Origin of the sequence: Lentzea sp. NPDC058450, from assembly GCF_042721395.1 — a bacterium.
Classification (GTDB): Bacteria; Actinomycetota; Actinomycetes; order Mycobacteriales; family Pseudonocardiaceae; genus Lentzea.
The window spans coordinates 66,981-83,024 of the sequence record NZ_JBHXLO010000012.1; the positions used below are offsets into that span (position 1 = coordinate 66,981).

Annotated in this window: 13 protein-coding genes; 7 read left to right on the forward strand and 6 right to left on the reverse strand. The window is 70.1% G+C overall.

What is annotated here, in order from left to right; translation table 11 throughout:
- Positions 1–38: 38 nt before the first annotated feature.
- Complete coding sequence (locus ACFWNN_RS20050; RefSeq protein ID WP_382441417.1) at positions 39–506, forward strand: hypothetical protein; 468 nt, start codon at positions 39–41, stop codon at positions 504–506.
- Here the strand turns inward: ACFWNN_RS20050 and ACFWNN_RS20055 are convergent.
- From ACFWNN_RS20055 to ACFWNN_RS20065, 3 genes are read right to left on the reverse strand one after another with little or no spacing between them, the layout of a single operon-like run.
- Positions 503–2,593, reverse strand: coding sequence for a M6 family metalloprotease domain-containing protein (locus ACFWNN_RS20055; RefSeq protein WP_382441418.1), 2,091 nt, complete (start codon positions 2,591–2,593; stop codon positions 503–505). The genes ACFWNN_RS20050 and ACFWNN_RS20055 overlap by 4 nt on opposite strands.
- A gap of 55 nt (positions 2,594–2,648) precedes the next feature.
- Positions 2,649–3,962 (reverse strand): sensor histidine kinase, encoded by a 1,314-nt coding sequence (locus ACFWNN_RS20060; RefSeq protein ID WP_382441419.1) that lies wholly within the window; start codon positions 3,960–3,962, stop codon positions 2,649–2,651.
- Complete coding sequence (locus ACFWNN_RS20065; protein WP_382441420.1) at positions 3,959–4,624, reverse strand: response regulator transcription factor; 666 nt, start codon at positions 4,622–4,624, stop codon at positions 3,959–3,961. The genes ACFWNN_RS20060 and ACFWNN_RS20065 overlap by 4 nt, the downstream gene beginning before the upstream one ends.
- Positions 4,625–4,775: 151 nt before the next feature.
- Here ACFWNN_RS20065 and ACFWNN_RS20070 point away from each other — a divergent pair, with 151 nt between their 5' ends.
- Together ACFWNN_RS20070 and ACFWNN_RS20075 are read left to right on the forward strand one after the other, a co-directional pair.
- The gene (locus ACFWNN_RS20070; protein ID WP_382441421.1) at positions 4,776–5,993 is read left to right on the forward strand and encodes a glycosyltransferase; all 1,218 of its coding nucleotides are present in this window, start codon (positions 4,776–4,778) and stop codon (positions 5,991–5,993) included.
- Between the two features lie 74 nt (positions 5,994–6,067).
- Positions 6,068–8,002: an ArnT family glycosyltransferase gene (locus ACFWNN_RS20075; protein ID WP_382441422.1), complete on the forward strand. Its 1,935-nt coding sequence runs from the start codon at positions 6,068–6,070 to the stop codon at positions 8,000–8,002.
- A 3-nt stretch (positions 8,003–8,005) separates the two neighbouring features.
- Here the strand turns inward: ACFWNN_RS20075 and ACFWNN_RS20080 are convergent, their stop codons facing one another.
- Positions 8,006–8,785, reverse strand: a complete 780-nt coding sequence (locus tag ACFWNN_RS20080; RefSeq protein WP_382441423.1) for a hypothetical protein — start codon at positions 8,783–8,785, stop codon at positions 8,006–8,008.
- Between the two features lie 325 nt (positions 8,786–9,110).
- Between ACFWNN_RS20080 and ACFWNN_RS20085 the strand changes: the two genes are divergently transcribed.
- The 3 genes from ACFWNN_RS20085 (at position 9,111) to ACFWNN_RS20095 (ending at position 12,225) form a co-directional block, all read left to right on the forward strand.
- A complete protein-coding gene (locus tag ACFWNN_RS20085) occupies positions 9,111–10,421 on the forward strand; it encodes a DUF2252 domain-containing protein (protein ID WP_382441424.1) in 1,311 nt (436 codons plus the stop codon).
- Between the two features lie 77 nt (positions 10,422–10,498).
- Positions 10,499–11,623, forward strand: a complete 1,125-nt coding sequence (locus ACFWNN_RS20090; protein WP_382441425.1) for a glycosyltransferase — start codon at positions 10,499–10,501, stop codon at positions 11,621–11,623.
- Complete coding sequence (locus ACFWNN_RS20095) at positions 11,620–12,225, forward strand: TetR/AcrR family transcriptional regulator (RefSeq protein WP_382441426.1); 606 nt, start codon at positions 11,620–11,622, stop codon at positions 12,223–12,225. Before ACFWNN_RS20090 ends, ACFWNN_RS20095 begins: the two co-directional genes overlap by 4 nt.
- Here ACFWNN_RS20095 and ACFWNN_RS20100 read toward each other — a convergent pair.
- Both ACFWNN_RS20100 and ACFWNN_RS20105 read right to left on the reverse strand, forming a co-directional pair.
- A complete protein-coding gene (locus ACFWNN_RS20100; RefSeq protein WP_382441427.1) occupies positions 12,215–14,119 on the reverse strand; it encodes a right-handed parallel beta-helix repeat-containing protein in 1,905 nt (634 codons plus the stop codon). The genes ACFWNN_RS20095 and ACFWNN_RS20100 overlap by 11 nt on opposite strands.
- Positions 14,120–14,162: 43 nt before the next feature.
- On the reverse strand, positions 14,163–15,089 hold the full coding sequence (locus ACFWNN_RS20105; RefSeq protein WP_382441428.1) for a diguanylate cyclase: 927 nt from the start codon (positions 15,087–15,089) through the stop codon (positions 14,163–14,165).
- A gap of 215 nt (positions 15,090–15,304) precedes the next feature.
- Between ACFWNN_RS20105 and ACFWNN_RS20110 the strand changes: the two genes are divergently transcribed.
- Entirely contained in the window at positions 15,305–16,012 is a 708-nt protein-coding gene (locus tag ACFWNN_RS20110) for a hypothetical protein (RefSeq protein WP_382441429.1), read from the forward strand.
- Positions 16,013–16,044: the final 32 nt, after the last annotated feature.

Genomic DNA, 16,044 nt, shown 5'->3' on the forward strand with positions numbered 1-16,044 from the left:
GCGGCGCGCGACCGCGCACAGCCAACAGACTGGGGTGCGTGGACACCAGGAAGCGAGTCGATCCCGTACGCCGCGGTCGCACCATCCTGGGGGCGTCGCTGCTGCTCACAGCCGTGTTCGCGGGCGGAAGAGCCGCCGCCGGGTTCAGCCACGAGGCCGACACCGAGGCCGCGATCCGCGCGAAGGACGGCCTCGACCTCACGATCGCGCTGCACAACGGCATGACGTACGCGTGGCTCGCGTTCGCCGTACTGGCCGCGATCGCCGCGCTTCCGTTGCTGGTCAACGGCTCCGGCCGGACGTTCGCGGCCGGGGTCTGCTACGCGCTCGGGATGCCGTTGCTGCTGTTCAGCATCGGCGTGATCCCGCCGGTGCCGACGGTCCGCACGCTGACGTGGATCGCGTGCGGAACCGTCGTGCTGCTGGCGTGCTTCGTGATGCTGACCTCCGGACCGGTACCGGCTCCGGGGCGGCGCGGGCCGGTCCGGAGCCGTCCCCGTCGCTAGCGGCCGGTCACCGTGCAGGTGGCCGTCGCGGACCTGCCGGGGTTGCTCTCCGACACGGCCGTCAGCGTCACCTTCGACATGATCGGGCCGCTGCCGCGCTGCGCGTGCACCGGAACGTCGACCCGCCCGCCGAACTTGGCGGTGGCGAGCGCGTTCGGCACCGAGACGGTCCAGCCGTTCTCCGCCTTCGCGCTCACCCGGTAGACGTCACCGTCGACGTACTGGTCGACGGGCTCCGGGTGCTGCCCGCCGGGCGTCGCCGCACGACCGGTGTTGGTCAGCGGGAAGCGGCAGGTCGCCACGCCCGTCGAGTCGGCACGGGCCGCCGTCGGGTTGACGCGCACGCCACGTTGCTGCGGCCCGGCGCCGTCGAGCGACCGGATCGCCACGGTGTACGACAGCACGCCACGGGCGTCCCGCTGCACGTCGAGGATGTAGAAGTGCAGGCGGTTCGCGGTGTCGACGAACTCGTACTCGCTGCCGGAGTCGGTGCCGGCGTGGAACAACGCGTCCGAGAGCTGGCGGTAGTCGCCGACCGTGATCGGGACCTTCGTGCCGTCCGGCAGCACGTAGTCGGTCATGCCGATGTCCTGCGGGTTCGCGTCGATCACCCACGTGAACGGCGCCGCGTCGGCGTTCTTGGTCTTGGCGAGCAGCACGCCGGAGTCCGGGGTGAACGAGTCGGCGCCCATCCGGTCCACGACTTCCAGGGTGTAGTTGTTGTAGCCGCCGCCGTCGCAGAACGGGTTGGTGGAGACGTTGCAGGACGGCGTCTTGTCGCCGGTGCCCATGGCGAGGTTGATGCCCGTCAGCCCCGTGGCTCCGGGGTTGACCTCCCGTGCGGTGATCTTGGCGATGACCGTGCCGGAACCGGCCAGCGCCTCGCGTGAGAGTCGCAGCACGTTCTTCTCGTCGATGATGCCGAGCTTGATCCGGTTGCGCACGGTCTGTTGCGCGCCAAGGGATCCACCGCCGGTCGCCGGGATCGTCCAGCGCGAGTGCGGGCCGCCGGGACCGTTGAACGAACCGCGCGACAGCATGTCCCACGGGCCGCTGTAGTCACGGCGTGGCGGGCTGCCGTACGGGTTGTTGTAGTTGTCGCCGATGCCGAGGATGTGGCTCAGCTCGTGCGCGTAGACGCCCTGGCCGGAGCTCTCGGCCTGGGTCGACGAACCGCCGCCCGCGTTGGGCCAGATCGACGAGCCCGCGGCCCACGACGTCCAGTCGACGTACCGGGTGCGCGACCAGTTCGGCAGCGCGGGGTCCGGCGGGCCGAAGTCGTCGGTGACGTCCTCCTTGGTCCGGAACTTCATCATCCCGAACTCCTGCCAGGTGCCGGACTCGTCCTGGCCCGCCGACAGGTAGTAGATGAAGTCGTAGCCCGCCGGGACCTCCGCGCCGGCGTCCGCGACCCACGCGGCCCGGCCGTCGGTGCGGATGTTCCGGGTGCAGTTGTCCCCGGCCGGACATCCGGTGCCGCCCTGGAACTCCATGGCGTACTCGTGGTCCTTGCCCGGCATCGTGTACGGGCCGAACGCCTTCAGCTCGACGCCGTAGCGCCCGCCGGAGGTCTCCATCCAGTACTCGTGCACGGTGTGGCCGCGGTTCAGCCCGTTCGGCTTGTTCAGGAAGTCCTCGTAGAACTGCCCGACCTGCGCGCGCGGCACGTTGCTCGCCTCGGCGCTCGGGTTGCCGAACACCGTGGAGTTCTTGGCCTGCGTGACGACGAACGGCTGGTTCGGGTAGTCCAGGAGCACCAGCGCGCCCTTGAAGTTGCGCACCGAACCCTTGACCGACGGGTCGGCCCAGGTGGTGCCGGGGATCTTCTTGTAGTCGCGTTCCCAGGTCATGTGGTCCGGGTTGACCCAGTTCTGCGGGTCGATCGGACCGGGGAACCCCGCCTGCGCGAGGACGCGCGCGGAGTCTCTCGTCTGCTGCCACGGCTGTTGCTGCGGCCAGTGGTCGTACTGCCAGTGGTTCGCGGGACCGGGATCGGCAGGGGCGGCGGCGGAGTGGCCGACGTTGACCATCGCGATCGAGAGGAGCGCGGTGATCAGCAGGGCAGGGCGCCGGTGTTTGCGCTTCATGCCCTCACCGTGGTGCAGAGCGGGTGGTGCGAAACACCCGTCGATCGTCTGCCGCTTAACGGAACTCGGGCAGATCCACGCGAACGGACGCACCGCGCGGTCTCGGTTCGAACCGGACGCTGCCACCGTGGACGGCCACGACGTCCGCCACGATCGCGAGGCCCAGCCCCGATCCGGGCAGGCGGCGGGCGTCCGGGGCGCGCCAGAACCGTTCGAACGCGGCGTTGCGGTGCTCGAACGGCACGCCCGGCCCCTCGTCGCTGACGGTGAGCCAGCCGGGCTTCGACCGGACGGTGATCGTGGAGCTCGGCGGGGAGAACTTCACCGCGTTGTCCAGGAGGTTCAGCACGCTGCGTTCGAGCGCGTTGGCGTCGCCGACGACGGACCACTGCTCGTGGTCGACGTCGAAGAGGTGGTCGCGGGAACGGCTGCGGGCGCGTCTCACCGCCCTGTCGATCACCTCGGCGACCTCGACGTCGTCCTGCGCCAGCTCGCGGTCGTCCCTGGCGAGCACGACGAGTTCGGTGACGAGGTCGCCGAACTCCTTGCTCTGCGCCTGCAGGCGGTCGAGGACCTCGCTGCGCTGTGGGAGCGGTCTCCCGGTGCGTTCGCTGCGGACCAGCAGTTCGATGTTGGTGCGCAGGCTGGTCAGCGGGGTGCGCAGCTCGTGCGCGGCGTCGTTGACCAGGTCCTTCTGCCGGCGCCGGGACTCGGCGAGGGCGGCGGTCATCGACGCGAACGCACGGCCGAGCCTGCCCACCTCGTCCCGGCCGTCGACCTCGACCGGTGTCGTGAGGTCCTCGGTGCGCGCGATGTGCTCGGCGGCCGCGGTCAGGCGTTCCATCGGGGCGAGGGCGCGGCGGGTCAGCCAGAGCCCGGCGCCGGCGGCGAGCAGGACGCCCAGGACCGACACCGCGATCAGCACGCCGGCGAGCGTGGTCAGGGTGCTGTCGATCTCGGCCGTGCTGCGGCTCAGGATCAGCACGTCGCCGGTGCCGATCGGTTGCAGGAGAACGCGTGCCGGCGCGCCGGACGCCGTGACGCCGTCGCGGAACGTCGGGGTGGTGATGAAGTCGGCGCCGGTGGTGGCGACGGGGTCGACGCCGGGCGGGGCGCAGGTCTGGCCGTCGAGGGTCAGCGTCTGGATGCCCTGCAGGACCTGCTGGAGCCCCTGGGACGGGCCGGGGTCGTCGCAGCGGATCTTGATGCGGGGCGGCGGCATGCTCGCGAGCAACGACTTGTCGAGCTGCGAGCGGAGGTTGTGCTCGGTGGCGATCCAGGTGACGACGCTGATGCCCGCGATCGCGACCGCCACGACGAACGCGGTGATCAACGCGAGCTTGCCGCGCAGGAGGACCGGGCTTCTCACGGCGACTCGCGCAGGATGAAACCCATGCCCCGCACGGTGTGCAGCAGGCGCGGGCGGCCGCCGGACTCGGTCTTGCGGCGCAGGTAGCCGATGTAGACGTCGAGCAGGTTGGTGCCCTGGTCCTTGCCCCACACGGCGTGCTTGAGGTGCTTCTTGGTGAGCAGCCGGTCAGGGTCGTTCAGGAACACCGCGAGCAGGTCGAACTCGGTCGGCGTCAGGTCGAGCCTGGCGGTGCCGCGCAGGACCTCGCGGGCCTGCGGGTCCATGCTCAGGTCGGCGAACCTGAGCAGCTGCGGGGCGGCGCGGCGGCGGTTCTGCTTGAGCAGCGCGCGGACCCTGGCCAGCAGTTCCTCCAGCGCGAACGGCTTGACCAGGTAGTCGTCGGCGCCGGCGTCCAGGCCGGTCACGCGGTCGCCCAGCGCGTCGCGGGCGGTGAGCATCAGCACGGGCAGCCGGACGCCCGCCGCCCTGATCCGGCGGCACGCCTCCGAGCCGTCCAGGTTCGGCATCATCAGGTCGAGTATGGCCAGGTCAGCGTGCCTGACGAGGGGCAGCGCCTCGGCACCGTCCGCGGCGGTCGTGACCTCGTAGCCCTCGAACTCGAGGCTGCGCCGCAGACTGTCCCGCACATCGGGGTCGTCGTCCACCACGAGCAGTCTCATGGGCGGAACGGTAGGGCGTCTCGCTGTGAGCCAGCTGTGCATCCGCGCTCTCACGAATCTCTCAGCGGAAGCCAAGGACGTTCTCACAGAAGGATCAGCAGGCTCGGTCTCACAACGGTCACAGCTGTGTCCACAGTGGAACGGAGATGGCATGACGGTGAGCACCGCCCAGGCCACGGGGACTGTCGACATCATGATCCCCGTCTACAACGAGGAACGGGCCCTGCCCGGCTGCGTCGAGGTGCTGCACGCGTTCCTGAGCGAGCAGTTCCCCTTCGACTGGTCGATCGTCGTCGTCGACAACGCGAGCACGGACGGCACGCTGGAGGTCGCCTGGAACCTCGCTTCCAAGTACGAGCGGGTCCGGGTGCACCACCTCGACCAGAAGGGCCGCGGGCTGGCCCTGCGGGAGTCGTGGGGCGCCAGCGAGGCGGCGGTCGTCGTCTACATGGACGTCGACCTCTCGACCGGCCTGGACGGGCTGCTGCCGCTGGTCGCGCCACTGCTCAACGGGCACTCGGACCTCGCGATCGGGTCGCGGCTCGCACCCGGTTCGCGGACGGTGCGCGGGCCTCGCCGTGAGCTGGTGTCGCGTGCCTACAACGCGTTGATCAGGCTGACGCACGGGGCGCGGTTCAGCGACGCGCAGTGCGGGTTCAAGGCGGCGCGCACCGAGGTCGTCCGGCCGTTGCTGGGACAGGCACGCGACGAAGCCTGGTTTTTCGACACCGAACTGCTGTTGTTGGCCGAGCACAACGGGTTGCGGGTGCACGAGGTGCCCGTCGACTGGGTCGAGGACGTGGACAGCCGGGTCGACGTCGTGCGGACGGCGATGGACGACATCAAGGGGCTGATCCGGGTCGCCCGTGCCAAGGCGAACGGCACCGCGCTGGTGACCGGGTTGCCGCAGCGGCCGTTGCCCCGCGCGATCCACCCGGACGCCGTGCTGAGCCGCAGCTCCGGTGGGCTGTCCTGGCAGATGCTGTCGTTCGCGGTGATCGGGGTCATCTCGACGTTGGCGAACTTGGCTCTGTACGGCATCTTCCGGACGTGGTGGCCGGTGCTGGGGGCGAACCTCGCCGCGCTGGTGATCACGACTTTGTTCAACACCGAGGCGAACCGGCGCTTCACGTTCACCGCGCGCAAGGCGTCGCGCGGCAGAACACATCTGCAAGGGCTCGTGGTGTTCGGGCTCTACTACGCGTTCACTTCGGCCGCGTTGCTCGTGTTGCACGCGGTCTCCGTCTCTCCGTCGCGCACGCTGGAACTGGCGGTGCTGCTCGGTTCTTCGGCGCTGGGCACGGTGGGGCGCTTCTTCCTGTTGCGGAGCTGGGTGTTCCGCAGGACCGACCGAGAGGATGAGGGATGACCGCCACTGCTTCGGTGGCAGTTCCGGCCGGGGAACCGGTCGTGCAGAGGGGTTCTCGTTGGCCCGCTTGGGCTTTGGTCTTCGTTTGCGTGCTCGCCGGCGTGCTGTACGCGTGGGCGATCTGGGGTGGGCAGGTCGGCAACTCGTACTACTCCGCCGCCGCCAAGTCGATGTCGACGTCGTTCACGAACTTCCTGTTCGGGTCGTTCGACCCGTACGGGGTGGTGACGGTCGACAAGCCGCCGATGGCGTTGTGGCCGCAGGCGATCTCGGTGTGGCTGTTCGGGTTCTCCGGGTGGGCGGTGTTGCTGCCGCAGGTGTTCGAGGGTGTCGCCGCGGTGTTCCTGCTGCACCGGACCGTGCGGCTGTGGGCGGACGAAAAGGTGGCGCTGCTCGCCGCGTTGATCTTCGCGTTGACGCCGATCACCGTGGCGATCAACCGGGACAACAACCCCGACACGCTGCTGGTGCTGCTGCTCGTCGCGGCGGCTTACGCGTTCACGCGGTCGGTTCAGTCGGTGGAGGCTCGTCCTCGCACGAAGTGGTTGCTGTGGTGTGCCTTCTTCATCGGGTGCGGGTTCCTGACGAAGATGTTGCAGGCCTGGATCGTGGTGCCGGCGTTCGGTTTGGCCTACCTGGCGGGGACTTCCGGTGCTTGGAAACGGCGGATCGTCGACCTGGTGGCGGCGGCGGGCGTGTTGGTGGTGTCGTCGTTCTGGTGGGTGGTGCTGCACGCGTTCTGGCCGGGGTCGAAGCCGTACATCGGCGGGAGCACCGACGGCGGGGCCTGGGACCTGATCATCGGGTACAACGGGCTGGGCCGGGTGTTCGGCGGCAGCGGGAACCGGGGCGGAGGGCCGGCTTCCGGCGGCCAGATGCCCTCTGGTCAGCTTCCTCCAGGTCGGATGCCCACCGGTCAGGGCCCGATGGAGTTCATGGGTCCCGGTGGTGGCGGGATGTTCGGCGGCCAGCCCGGTGCCACCCGGATGTTCGACGCGTCGGTCGGCGGCCAGATCTCCTGGCTGCTGCCGCTCAGCCTGCTCGTGCTGGTGGTCGTCGCGGTCGCGGGCATCCTGCGATGGCGGCGTGGTGTCCCAGGGGTGCCGGCCGAACGCGCGGGCTGGTTCATGTGGGGTGGGTGGTTGCTGATCACGGCGGCGGTGTTCAGCTTCGCCCAGGGCATCTTCCACCCCTACTACACGACGATGCTGGCTCCGGCGATCGCGGCGATCAGCGCGGCCGGAATCATGATGTTCTGGCGCGCCAGGAGTTTCGTGCGGTTCCTGCTGCCGTTGTCGGTGGCGCTGACGGCCGGGTGGGCGATTGTCGTGGTCTCGCGCGACACGTCGTGGCACGGCTGGCTGCGGTGGGCCGTCCTCGCGGTGGCGTTCGTGGCCGTCGTGGTGCTGCTGGCCGGGTTGCGGCGCACCGGGTTGGTGGCCGCGATCGTCGCGGTGTTGCTGGTGCCTGCCGTCTGGTCGTCCGCGACCGCTGCGACGGCGAGCACCAACGGGGTGATGCCGGCGGCCGGACCTGCCGAACGCGGTGGTGGCGGCTTCCAGTTCTACGGGCAGCCACCGTCCGGGACCGGCAACCGGCCCGCTCGTCCGCAGATCGGGTCGCCGCCGGGTGGCCGCGAGCTCACCGACGAGCAACGGCGGATCCTGGCCTACGCCAAGGAGAACGGCGGTGGCGCGGAGATCACGCTGGCGGTCGCCGGGTCCGCGCAGATGGCGTCGCCGTTCATCATGAACACCGACGAGGTCGTGATCGGCATGGGCGGGTTCTCCGGGTCGGACGACGCGCCGTCGGTCGACCAGCTCCAGTCGTGGGTGGCCGAGGGCAAGCTGAAGTACGTGCTCGGCATGGGCGACCGGATGGGGGCGCGTGGTCCTGACGGCCGCGGCGACAACGGCCGTCAGGAGTGGATCAACACGCACTGCACCGCGGTGGATCCGAGCGCCTACGGAGGTTCGTCCGGTTCTCAGCTGCTGGAGTGCCGGGCGTGACGGTCAGGGCACCAGCGCCCAGGCCTGCTGCGCGCTGGCCTTGCAGAAGGCGAGCCAGCGGCTCTGGGTGGTGATCACGCCGTCGGAGCCGGCCCGGACGAGGGCGGCGGAGGAGTCCCGCTGGGTCTGCGGGCCCCAGTCTCCGTCGATGCCCGTCGAGTAGCCCCAGATGTACTGGCAGGCGGCCTGGACGAAGTACGTCTGGGTCGCCGAGCTGGTGGCGAAGCTGGAGTCGCCGCCGCCCGAGATCGCGTTGTCGATGTGGGCGTGGTTGTGGTGCTCGGCGTTGTCGAGGTACGAGATGACGTGCCGGAAGTGGTAGTGCAGGGACGCCATGGTGCCCCAGTAGCGGATGCGGGCGGTGCGCAGGGCGTCGCCGGTGGAGTTGCGCCACTGGTCGTAGCGGGCGTTGAAGGCGGTGAACGTCGCCCCGGTGTCGCGGTTGGTGATGAGCATGCGCGCGAGGTCGAACGCCCTGCCCTCGCCGTGCATGCCGGACTTGTTCACGTATGCGCCGTACGAGTAGATCTTGTGCGGTGCGGTCCAGTGGTAGGGCGTCCAGTTGCGCCAGTGCACGTGCCACGTCTCCAGCCGCGCGTAGAACGCGGGCTCGTAGCGGAACGACGTGGCGGCGCCGTTCACCTCGTAGAAGGTCGGCTGCGAGTTGATCTCGCTCTGGGTGACGAGGGTCGCCGCGGAGGCGTTCGTGGTGCCGAGCAGTACCGCCGCCGAGCCCGCCACTCCCGCGGCGAGAATGCTCCGGCGCGACAAGGATCCGTCCATGCCCGGCACTCTTCCTCCGGGCACGAACGCGATCCCTAGTCCTGCGACCAGTCTTCGGTCGCGCCGACCGGCTCGTCCTCACCGGCCTGCTGCCGCGCCTCCTCGAGCACGCGGCGCACCTGCTCCTCGCTCGCACCGAACATGAAGCACACGCCTGCGACGTTAGGCGCGCCCGGTGCGCCGAGCTTCTCGATTCCTGCTCGCTCTTCCGTTTTGCGAGGCCTCGCACCCCAACGCGAGCCGAATCGGAGACGAAATTTGCACGCGCACGCCGCGCGCGGCCCTCCGGCGTGCTGGGATTCCCACCCTGAGACAAGGGGTGACCATGACCGATCGCGGCGACCGCATCGTGAGCGTTCTCGAGGAGGCCTTCTCCGGCCTCATGTCCGCCGACCCGGCCGCGTTCCGGCACAAGTTCCGCAAGATGGCGGCCGAACCGTTCGCCTTCTACCGCGGCAGCGCCTGCCTGTTCTACGCCGACATGGCCGACCTGTCCGACGAGTGGGCCGACGACCGCACCAGCCGCGTGTGGATCCAGGGCGACCTGCACGCCCAGAACTTCGGCACCTACATGGACTCCGAAGGCACCCTCGTCTTCGACGTCAACGACTTCGACGAGGCCTACCTCGGCGCGTTCACCTGGGACCTCCGCCGCTTCGCCGCCTCCATGGCCCTCCTCGGCTGGCGCAAGGCCCTGCCCGACAGCGTGATCACCGACCTGGTGACCACCTACCTGCTGTCCTACGTCTCCCAGGTCCGCACCTTCGCCGACCACCCCGGCGACGAACTCTTCCGCCTGGGCCTCGACAGCACCGAGGGCGCTCTGCACCGCGTCCTGCAACGGGCCCGCCTCGCCACCCGCATCGGTCTGCTGAACGAGAAGACCACGATCGTCGACTACGAACGCCGCTTCCGCCGCGACAACGAAGGCACCCACGAACTCCCGTCCGACGTCCTCGAAGCCGTCACCAGCGCGTTCGAGTCCTACCTGGACACCATCCCCACCGGCAAGCGGGCGTCGTCGCGCACCTACGCCGTGAAGGACATCGTCGGCCGCAGCGGCTTCGGCATCGGCTCGGCCGGCCTGCACGCCTACAACATCCTGGTCGAGGGCCGCTCCCAGGCGTTGGAGAACGACGTCGTCCTGTCGATGAAGCAGGCCAACATCGCGGCCCCCAGCCGAATCGTCCCCGACGCCCGCATCCGCGAGTACTTCACCGACCACGGCCACCGCACCGCCGTCTCCCAGCGAGCCCTCCAGGCCCACGCCGACCCGTGGCTCGGCCACACCCAGATCGGCGGCGTCGGCTACGTCGTGGCCGAACTCTCCCCGTACGAGGCGGACCTGGACTGGTCGGACCTCACCGAGCCCGCCGACATGCTGCCCGTCCTCGACTACCTGGGCCGCGCCACCGCCAAGATGCACTGCGTCTCCGACTCGGACTCGGCCCAGACCCTCGTCGACTTCCAGTGCGAGGAGGCGATCGCCGCCGCCATCGGCGACCGCGAGTCCGACTTCGTGGCGTCGATCGTGGAGTTCGCGCTGGACTACGCCCGGCAGACCCGCGAGGACCACCGGCTGTTCGTGGACGCGTTCCGGGACGGCCGGATCAAGGGGGTCGGCGCCACGGCGTAGCGCCGAGGTGGTGCGCTTCCTCGCCGGGTGATCCAGGCGACAACACACATATTCGTTAGATGACTAGTCTAGTGAATATGCGCATCCTCTTCTCCAGCGTTCCTCAGCACGGCCACCTCCTGCCCCTCTTCCCCCTCGCCCGCGCCTTCCAGGAGCGCGGGCACGACGTCGCCGTGCTGACGGCGGCGGGGATGGCGCCGGTGGTCGCCGAGCAAGGGCTGGGACATCTGGCTGCCGGGCCGCTGCCGGACGTGTTGTTCGCCGAGGTCGCGCGGCGGACCGGGGCCGATCCCGCCAGTGCGCCCACGCCGGAGTCGGTGGCCGAGTTCTTCGCCGGTACGCGGGTCGATCTGACGGCGGACGAGGCGTTGACCGCGGCTGCCGGGTTCGGGCCGGATCTGGTGGTGGCCGAGTTGTGCGACTACGTGGGACCGCTGGTGGCGGCCGCGGCCGGGGTGCCGGTGGCGACGCTGGCGTTCGGGCCGCCGTTGCCGGACATGTTCACCGAGGCCATGGAGGCTTTGGCGCGCACGCGGTACGAGGCGCGCGGGGTGACTTGGCGGGAGCGGACCTGGTTGCTCGACACGTGGCCGTCGTCCATGCGTGCGGACGGGTGGCAGCGGCCTGAGGGGTGGCTGCCGTTGCGGCCCGAGGCGTTCCGCGTGCCCGGGGCGGTCAAGGGCGACGGTCTGGCGGTCAGCGGGCGGCCTCGGGTGCTGGTGACGTTCGGGACCTGGTTCGGCGACCCCGCGAAGCTCGGCCCGCTGCTGCGGGCACTGGCCGCGCTGGACGTCGACGTGGTGGTGACGCTGGGGCTCGCCGCGCAGGCCGAGGAGTTCGGCGTCGATCACGAGCGGGTTCGGTTCGTCGGGTTCACGCCCATGGACGAGCTGCTCGACGGGGTGGACGTCGTCGTCACCCACGGAGGCGCGGGGACTACGGCGGCCGCGTTGCTGAAGGGGGTGCCGCTCGTGGTGCTGCCACAGGGGGCCGACCAGTTCTTCCAGGCCGAGCGGGTGGCGGCGGCCGCGGTCGGGGTGGCGCTGGAGCCGGCGGCGCAGACGGCCGAGAAGGTGGTGGAGGCCGTGCGGCGCGTGCTGGAGGATGCGAGCATCCGGGAGAACGTTGTCACCGTGGCCAAGGAGATCGCCGGCATGCCCGACGCGCACGAGGTGGCCGCCCAGCTGGAAGCCGGTCTATGACGAGGTCCTACCACTCTCCGCGCCGCGCGCGGGATGCCGCCGACACCCGGCGGGACATCCTGCGTTCGGCCGCGGAGTTGTTCTCCGCCGACGGGTACGCGCGGGTCACGGTCGCCGAGATCGCGAAGCGGGCAGGGGTGGCGCCGCAGACGGTGTACTCCAGCGCGGGGAGCAAGTCGGAGATCCTGCTCGAGGTCGTGAACGAGTCGATCGCGCGCACCGACGCGGCCGCGGTGACGGAGGCGATCCGGCAGACCGAGGGGATCTCGGCGGCGCTCACGGTGCTGGCCAAGGGCACGCGGCTGGGCAACGAGAACGAGCAGCAGGTCATCGACGTGCTGTTCGCCGCGTTCCCGGTGCACGAGGACGGGGCCGCGCTGTGGGAGCACAGCACGCGGAGCTACCGGTTGGCGTTGCGCGAGGCCGCGGAACACCTGGAGAGCAAGGAACTGCTCAAAGTCGACGTCGAACGGGCCACGGATGTGCTGTGGTTCTGCTTCGGGTTCGGGGCCTGGCGGACGCTGGTCAAGGAGTGCGGCTGGTCCTGGGACGACGCCGAGAAGTGGCTGGCCCAGCAGGCCATCACGACGTTCACGCACTGAGCGGCGGGACGTCCGCGCGGCCGTTGTTCGTGGACGTGCAGCCCGTGAGGGTCGCGAGGGTGTCGCCGTACCGGACGAAGCCCTCACGGCCGTTGTCCTCGGCCGTGCAGCCGGTCAGCGTCGACGTGCCGCCCGCGAGCTCGAAGCCCGCCAGGGTGCCGCCGACGGTCCGGCAGCGGTCGAACGTCATCGTGCCGCCCATGACCATCACGCCGGGGTCGCCGGCGCCGGTGACCAGGCAGTCGGTGAAGGTCGCCGTGCCGCCGAAGACCTCGATGCCCTTGCCGGTCACGCCCGACACGGTGAGGGCCGAGATCTCGTGCACGCCCTGGTGCAGTTCGAGGCCGCCGCGGCCGCCGGTCACGGACACGTTCGCGACCACCGAACGACCGCGGGCCAGGGCGAGCGCCGGGTCGGGGCAGTCCTCGAAGTGGCAGTCGCGGATCTCGGCGACGCTGTCCTCGTGTGCCACGCGCACGCTTTGCGAGCAGGTGCAGCCGATCATCGTCAATGCGCCGCCGGCTGTCACCTCGGCGCCCAGTCGGCAATTCCGGAGGAGGAGCGAGCTGCCCGGTCCGGTGTGGACGGTGCCGGTGGTGAGCTCGCAGTTCTCGAACGTCGCCGACGTGCCGGAGGAGACCCAGATGTCGCCGGACAGGGCGAGGCCGCGCACGGTGACGTCGCCGCTGAGACTGAGCACGTAGTCGTCCGGCGCGGAGAGCCCGGCGCTGCTCGACCGGCCCATCGCGCGCAGTTCGATCGCGTGGTCGACGCGGACGTGTTCCGCGTACGCGCCCGGCTCGATCTCCACGACCTCGCCGGGGGCCGCGGCGGTCACGGCCTCCTGCACGCCCCGGTAGCCGTCCGGGCCCACCAGGCGGAGCACTTCTCCTTCAGGGGAAAGGGAAACAGCCTCCGGGCGGCTCAGGTCGTCCCGGATGCCGTTGCCGTACGACTCGCAGGCATCGAGCGAAACCTTCTGCAGCAGCGAGAAACCCTTGCCGGCGTTGTTGTGCGCCACGCACCGGGCGAACTCCGCTTTCCCGGCCACCACGAGGAATCCGTCGCGGTCGGAGTCGATGGCCTCGCAGCGTTCGAACCTCGCCCTGCCGCCCATCATCCAGACCGCCGGGCCGTGCGTGCCGGTGACACGGCAGCCGCGGAGCAGACCTTCGCCGCCGTGGAAGAGCACGCCGTCGCCGCCCACGCCGTCGATGCGGAACCGGTCGGCGCGCAGCACGCCGTCCTCGACCTCCAGGGCGGTTCCCCCACCGCCGTGCACCGCGCAGTCGGCGAGGTCGAGCCGCCCGGACGACCTGATCGCGGTGACCGTCCCGCACTCGATGTCGTTGTCCCGCAACGAGAGGGCGGCCCCCTTGTCCAGGACCACCGCGTGCCCGCGCTGACGGACGAACCGGGAGTCGGCGATCTCGAAGTCGGCGCCGAACGCGGCGGTCACCGCGGTGAGATCGGTGTCGGTGAACTCGCAACGCCAGTAGTCGCCGCCCGCCGCTTCGACGCGCAGGCCGTGTGCCGCCGGGCCGATCCGGCACTCGAGCACCTCCGGGCGGGCGTTGCCGCGCACCCTCAGGGCGGTGTGGTTCGGTGCGCTCAGCGTGCAGTTCTCGATGATCGGGCGGATCGGGCCGGACACTTCGACGGCGGCGGCACCCCAGGCGTTGCCGATGATCGTCAGGTCGACGATCCTCGCGTCGGCCAGCAGCATCAGGGTGTTGCCGGTGCCGCAGGAGAGGGTGACGGTGCCGGGGCCGTGCTGCGGCCGGAGCTCGATCCGGGCGTCCACGACGAACTCGCCCTCGTAGTGGCCGGGCGGCAGTTCCAGCACGTCGCCGTGGTGAGCCGACCGCAGCAGGGCCCGCAGATCTGTCCGCACGGACCGAGAAGGTACCTGTGGCAGAGGGCTGGGAACAGCGGTTCTAGTTGACCCGGCCGTGGTGCCGGTTCGTCCAGGCGGCGACGGCGGGCAGCACGTCGGTGATCCACTCGCGGGCGGCGGCCGTCAGCTCGTAGCGGGACGCGCGGCGGAGCACGAAGCCGTTGTCCTGCAGGCGTTCCAGGGTCATGATCACGCGTGGGCCGAGCACCGCGATCAGGTCCTCCGCCGACTTGGCGCCGTCGGAGAGACCGACGAGGACCTGCGGGAGCTGGTCGCTGCTCATCAGGTCCTGCAACGCCAGCAGGTGGTGCAGGGCCGCGGAGTCGGTGCGCTCGGCCGGGTGCGTGCTCGGGTCGTGCACCTGGACGCGGGCGCGGCCTGCCCGCTTGGCGCGTTGCAGGGCCGCGTCGGTGTCGCGGACCAGGTCCAGCAACGAGTCCTCCGCCGTCGGCACGTGTGCCGCGACGCCGATGGACGCCGTCTGGCCGTGCAGCGTCAGGTGGTGGCCGTCGTTGGTGGTGACCTCGGACTGCAACGCGCGGATGCCGCGCAGGATCCGTTCGGCGACCAAGGCCGCTTCTCCGCCCGTGGTGCGCGGCAGCAGCACGAGGAACTCGTCGCCCCCGTAGCGGCACACGAGGTCCGTCGGTCGCGTGTGGGCGTTGAGCACCGCGGCCACGTCGCTGAGGACGATGTCCCCTGCGGGGTGGCCGTATTCGTCGTTGATCTTCTTGAAGCGGTCCAGGTCGACCATGAGCAACGCGACCTGTTCCCACCGGCGTTGCGCGCGGCGGTACGTCCCCGGCGCCTGGTCGTCCCAGCCCCACCGGCCGAGCAGGCCCGTCAGGCGGTCAGTCGCCCACGCCCCAACGGGTTGCGCGCACGAACCACATCGCGAGGGAGCGCTTTCGTCGTGCAGGCGCAGAGAACCGCGGTCCGCCGGCAGCCCCATCCGCACAGTCGCCACGAGTCCCCCCAGACTTCAGCTCCGACCGGCCCGATCTGCCCCTTTCAACTGAGGTGACGTCGTTCGGATCAAACGCGACACATCAGTGCAAGCGGCGGAGTGTGATCATAGGACTACGGACAGGTGGATTCAACCCCTGTGATGTCATATGATCTCTTGGTTCCACAGCAGTGGAACGATCACCGGGCCCTGAGTCGCTCCAGCGGAGGTGTGGCGTGAGGCCGTTCGCCGAGGTCCTCAACGAGCTGTGCACCAACCCGCCCGATGGCCGAGGCAAGGTCACCAACGTAGCGCTTGCCGCCGCGGTCAAGTCACGGGGTGGGGACATCGGGCACGGCTACATCTCGCAGCTGCGGCTCGGCGTGAAGGACAACCCCACCTGCCAGGCGATCGTCGACCTCGCCGGCGCGCTCGGCGTGCACCCCGCCGCGTTCCTGGGTGGGCGCCGCGAGCTGCACCCGGACGAAAGACCCTGTTGGCGCGCAACGGCGTTGAGCACGCTCTTCGAAGCCGTGCACCCGCCGGACCGCGGCCCGTGGTCGCCGGAAGAGGTCGCCGCCGCGATCAGCTCGTCCGGTCAGTTCGGCAGCATCTCGGCGAGCTACATCCGTGAATTGTTGAGCAATACAAGCGACAATCCGCGACTGAAGCACATTCTGGGGCTCGCGGATCACTTCGGCGCCGACCCCGGATACTTCTTCGACGACGACCTCGCGGCGAAGGTGGATTCGGAGCTGACGGACTTCCTGGCCCTGCGCGAACTCGGTGTCGTCGAGTTCGTCACCCGTCTGGCCGAACGCACGGGCGATCTCTCCCCACAGGCCAGGGCCGCTGCGGTAGAAGGATTCCGGCAGGCGCTGGAGGGCGGCGAGGGCTGGTCGTTCCCACTGAACAGCCGCCGTACGCCCGCGGACCACAATTGATGAAGACGACGGCGTGAAGATCTCGGCCTGGA

Bases quoted from the DNA above. Each gene is read 5' to 3' on its own strand.
- ACFWNN_RS20090 (WP_382441425.1), top strand. From the start codon at position 10,499: ATGCGCATCCTCTTCTCCAGCGTTCCTCAGCACGGCCACCTCCTGCCC.
- ACFWNN_RS20065 (WP_382441420.1), bottom strand. From the start codon at position 4,624: ATGAGACTGCTCGTGGTGGACGACGACCCCGATGTGCGGGACAGTCTG.
- ACFWNN_RS20085 (WP_382441424.1), top strand. From the start codon at position 9,111: ATGACCGATCGCGGCGACCGCATCGTGAGCGTTCTCGAGGAGGCCTTC.
- ACFWNN_RS20080 (WP_382441423.1), bottom strand. From the start codon at position 8,785: ATGGACGGATCCTTGTCGCGCCGGAGCATTCTCGCCGCGGGAGTGGCG.
- ACFWNN_RS20055 (WP_382441418.1), bottom strand. From the start codon at position 2,593: ATGAAGCGCAAACACCGGCGCCCTGCCCTGCTGATCACCGCGCTCCTC.
- ACFWNN_RS20070 (WP_382441421.1), top strand. From the start codon at position 4,776: ATGACGGTGAGCACCGCCCAGGCCACGGGGACTGTCGACATCATGATC.
- ACFWNN_RS20095 (WP_382441426.1), top strand. From the start codon at position 11,620: ATGACGAGGTCCTACCACTCTCCGCGCCGCGCGCGGGATGCCGCCGAC.